The sequence below is a fragment of the Kitasatospora sp. NPDC005748 genome (genome assembly GCF_040630735.1).
Taxonomy (GTDB): Bacteria; Actinomycetota; Actinomycetes; order Streptomycetales; family Streptomycetaceae; genus Kitasatospora.
In genome coordinates, this window is the sequence record NZ_JBEXYD010000098.1 from 1 (window position 1) to 3,949 (window position 3,949).

Genomic DNA, 3,949 nt, shown 5'->3' on the forward strand with positions numbered 1-3,949 from the left:
GGAAAGCTACCTCGCCGGCCTCCACCTCCGTGGCGCGATGATCTGGATCAAGGACCTCACTCGAACCCATTGATCACGACCGAATACGTGCCCTAGTCGGTGGCGAGCCCCGAGCACGCCGTTGACCACCGCGTCGTTGGTACCGCTGCCAGAACCATCGGAACGCCGAGGGCTGTCAGTGGTGCTCCGTATCCTGGGTCCCCCTCACTACCAGCAGAAGGAGATCTGTGGCCACCGACATCAGATCCCTGCAGGACCAGCTCGTCGAATGGGTCTACGACCGCAGCGGAAGCACCCCCCTCGGAGACGTCTCCCTTACCTCGTTCGCCGACGAGTACCAACTTGACCTCCAGCAGGCATTCCAGCTTCTCCGACACTGCAAGGAAGCAGGAACGCTGGACGACAGGTTCTCCTCTCTCGGCGAGGCCTGCGCGAACCTCACGCCGGCCGGGACTGCGTGGGTCGAGGAGAGAATGCGCCGGAGGGAAGACCTCGCCGCCCGCACCGCCGCCGCCCGCACCGGCCTTCTGACCTGGATGTGGCACCGAAAGCAGGATGGCACCCACATGCCGGTGGTCGCCCAGGTCCTCGAAGCCCCGCAGTCCCTGTTCGAAGGCATGCGACTTGAGGCCGCCGAGATCGACCGGGCAGCCGACCACCTGGTCGCCAAGGGAATGATCACGGGGACGGTCCGAGCCTGGGGTGCGGCGGGACCCTTGCGCGCCGAGATCACCGCCGAAGGAGAAGACTGCGTGGAGAACTACGGCGCCGACCTCGCCGCGTACGAGCGGCGAAACAACGGCGGCACTACCAACTTCCACATCGGCACCAACACCGGCAACATCGCAGCCAATAGCCGTGAGGTCACCCAGACCGCCACCACCAATCAGGGCATCAACCCCAGTGAGCTGGTGCTCCTCGCTCGATCCCTCCGCCAAGCAGCCCCGTCCTGGGCCTGCCCGAGGGCGATGCCGAGGAGTTCGCCGACATCGCCACCCGGATCGAGAACGAGGCATCCACGGACAACCCGGACCCGGGACGACTCCGACGCTGGGGAAACGCCATCCTGGACATCCTCAACTCCCCGGCGGTCAGTGGCGCTCTCGCTCAGACGCTCTCCACCACCGTTCAAGCGGCGATCGCTCCAGGCAGCTGACGGTTCGCGACCTCCAGCCACACGGCACCGCCGCCCGGGGCGGCCGGCCGTACCACCGGCCGCCCCGATCCGATCCGAACACGCAGAGGGAGGCCGTCACCCCGCCCAGGGGCACGGCCCTCTGTGCTGCTCAGAAGCGGGGGTCCTGGGGCCCGTCGGGGGCGATGAAGCGGGCGCCGAGGTTGTCCTTCGGGTTGAGGTAGACCAGCGCGGTGAACCACGCCGCCGAGGCCTTCGGGTCGCGGCGGCGCAGCAGGTCGGCGTAGCAGTAGAGGATGCGGTGGGTGGGCCGGTTGTCGAGCTCGCTGTAGAGCAGGGCGTCGGTGGACGGCCAGGGCAGCGACTGCTGGGGCACGCACACCCCGGCCCGGGCCCACTCCAACGCGACGTCCAGGGCGTCCGGGTCGACATCGCCCAGGTCGCCCTCGTCCTCGTCGTTGGCGAAGTCACCCTCGCCCTCGCGCACGCCGGCCACCTCGTAGGCGATCGGGCGTAGGCGGCCAGGTCCCGAGGGTGCAGCCGCTCGCCGTCCGGGCCAGGCCCTCCACCGACCAGCTCATGCCCACTCCACACTGTGCTCGGCGAGCTGCGCGAGCTGACCTGGCGTGAGCTTCGCCCGCCTCGCCTTCTGATTGTTCAACCAGTGCCCAGCGCGACGTGCGACACCTCCTCCTCCTCCTCCCCACCCGGACTGTCCTCCACGGCCTCGACCGGCTCCTTGTGCGTGCGTGGCACCTAGGGATGACGCTCCCGCTTGACGAACTGGGCGAGCGCCGCCAAGCCCTGGGCGAACCGGTCGGTGCAGGACACGGTCGGCTTCGCCTCGGCCGCGGCCTTCGCGGCCACCAGCTCCGCGTCCTCCTCGATGCCGATCGCCGCCAGGAGGTCCCGCTGGTCCTCCTCCAGACCCGGCGAGGCGGCCCGCTGCGCCCGCACCCCTTGACCGAGCCGCTCACCTTCGAACACCGCGTCCTGCGGCAGCGCGGCTCACTCGGCTCAGGCTGGCCTGCTCAAGCCACCATCGCCGCGTGATGGCGTACGCGCGCTGCCAGGCGGGGCACCAGCACGGGTCGATCCGCTCCAGCGCCCCGCGCCGCTCCGGTACCAGCACCACGGGGGTCGATGGCCGGGCCGCTTTCGGCACCGCAACGTCGCCGCGATCATACGAGCATTTTGACCATTCGCCAGCCTTCGCCAGGTCTCGCCGGGCGGAGGAGCTGCCCGCTAACCCACTACGCTCAACCGTGAGTTGCTGCTTCCTCCCTGTACGGCACGAACATGCCGTCCAGGACAGCCACCCCGTGTCTGTGCGGGGCGGTGAGGGCCCTGAAAGGCCCGGGAGAGGGAGGGAGCGCTCTGTGAACACGTCCAGTGAACAGCCGGCCGCCGACGAGCCGGAGCCGGGATCCGAAGATCCGGCGGGCACCGCAGAGCGCCGCAAGGACTGGTCGGCCGTTGCTGTCGCCACCGCCAGGTGGCTCTGGCGCGCCTACGAGATCATCGATCTCCTCGACCGCATCCGCCAGATGCGGACCTGATACCAGGGAGCACGTCGGCCCAACCCGGGAAGGTCGGGCCGACGCTGAGTGCTCACCACGCGGCAAGCGCTATCGAAGGGGTGTGAGCAGGTCGTTCGGTGATCTGACGGTTACCGCCGTCAGCGAACGGGCTGCTCCCACCTCGACAGGCCCAGTATGCATCGCGGGACGGGCCGCGCGACCCCTGCGTGAAGGCTAGCGGGGCCCGGCGATTGGGTGGCGTATCTCTTCGCCATGGTCATGCCGTCTCTGTGACCGAACGATGTCCCGAGTCCGGAGCCCGGCGCGGCCGACGCGGCAGAGATGTGCCGGCCGGTCTCCTTGTCCATGGCCCGGACCCCGTCCATTCACCATGATTGGCGCACCGCCAGCGCCGCGATTCCGATTCAATAACCTGCCCCACTCGGCCTTCTAGCACGCGAAGCCGGCAGAGTCGAACTCGCAGCCGCTCCAACGCCACGCACTTCAGCCGCCAGCCACGACACCGCGCCCCCATGCTGTGGTGCGGGGCAATCCCTCAAGCACCCGCAGCTCCTGACTGCCTACGCCCGAGAGACCGCCGACCCTGGCCGCTGCTCCAACAGCGCCAGAGCCTCTCCCGCGGTTCGCCTCACGCTTTCGTCATCATGCTGTTCCATGCATCGGATGAGGGTGACGCTCTCCGATTCCTCCGGCCACAGCAACGCGAGCAACTTGATCACGCTCACCCTCATGTCGGCCGGCTGGTCGCTCTTCGTGTACTCGCATACGACAGGCCATGCCACGTTCGGAAAGTCTGCTGCGAGTACTTGCAGGGCGGTGGTGCGGACGTTCAGGTCGGTGTCGGTGGCGGCGGTCAGGAGGGCTTGGCGGGTGTTCTGGTCGTCCGGCCACTGCTCCCCGAGTACTTGCAGGGCGGTGGTGCGGACGATCGGGTCGGTGTCGGTGGCGGCGGTCAGGACGGCTCGGTGGGTGTTCTGGTCGTCCGGCCACCGCTCCCCGAGCACCCGCAGGGCGGTGGTGCGGACGATCGGCTGGGTGTCGGTGGCGGCGGTCAGGACGGCTTGGCGGGTGTTCTGGTCGTCCGGCCACCGTTCCCCGAGTACTTGCAGGGCGGTGCTGCGAACGTTCAGGTGGGTGTCGGTGTCGGTGGCGGCGGTCAGGACAGCTCGGTGGGTGTCCTGATCGTCCGGGAAGTTTGCTGCGAGTACTTGCAGGGCGATGTTGCGGACGATCGGGTCAGTGTCGGTGGCGGTGATCAGGAGGGCTTGGCGGG

5 protein-coding genes are annotated in these 3,949 nt (G+C 68.6%); 1 reads left to right on the forward strand and 4 read right to left on the reverse strand.

The genetic code is table 11. The annotated features are described in order from the left end of the window. Positions 1 to 92: 92 nt before the first annotated feature. From ABZ495_RS35275 to ABZ495_RS35285, 3 genes are all read right to left on the reverse strand, one after another. Complete coding sequence (locus ABZ495_RS35275) at positions 93 to 938, reverse strand: hypothetical protein (RefSeq protein ID WP_359840016.1); 846 nt, start codon at positions 936 to 938, stop codon at positions 93 to 95. 348 nt (positions 939 to 1,286) lie between these two features. Further along, a complete protein-coding gene (locus tag ABZ495_RS35280; RefSeq protein ID WP_359840018.1) occupies positions 1,287 to 1,622 on the reverse strand; it encodes a hypothetical protein in 336 nt (111 codons plus the stop codon). Positions 1,623 to 1,891: 269 nt separating this feature from the next. Then, complete coding sequence (locus ABZ495_RS35285; RefSeq protein WP_359840020.1) at positions 1,892 to 2,122, reverse strand: hypothetical protein; 231 nt, start codon at positions 2,120 to 2,122, stop codon at positions 1,892 to 1,894. A 392-nt stretch (positions 2,123 to 2,514) separates the two neighbouring features. Between ABZ495_RS35285 and ABZ495_RS35290 the strand changes: the two genes are divergently transcribed. Beyond that, a complete protein-coding gene (locus tag ABZ495_RS35290; RefSeq protein WP_359840022.1) occupies positions 2,515 to 2,694 on the forward strand; it encodes a hypothetical protein in 180 nt (59 codons plus the stop codon). 542 nt (positions 2,695 to 3,236) lie between these two features. Here ABZ495_RS35290 and ABZ495_RS35295 read toward each other — a convergent pair. Continuing rightward, on the reverse strand, positions 3,237 to 3,949 hold a 713-nt coding region (locus ABZ495_RS35295; RefSeq protein WP_359840023.1), incomplete at its 5' end, for a HEAT repeat domain-containing protein.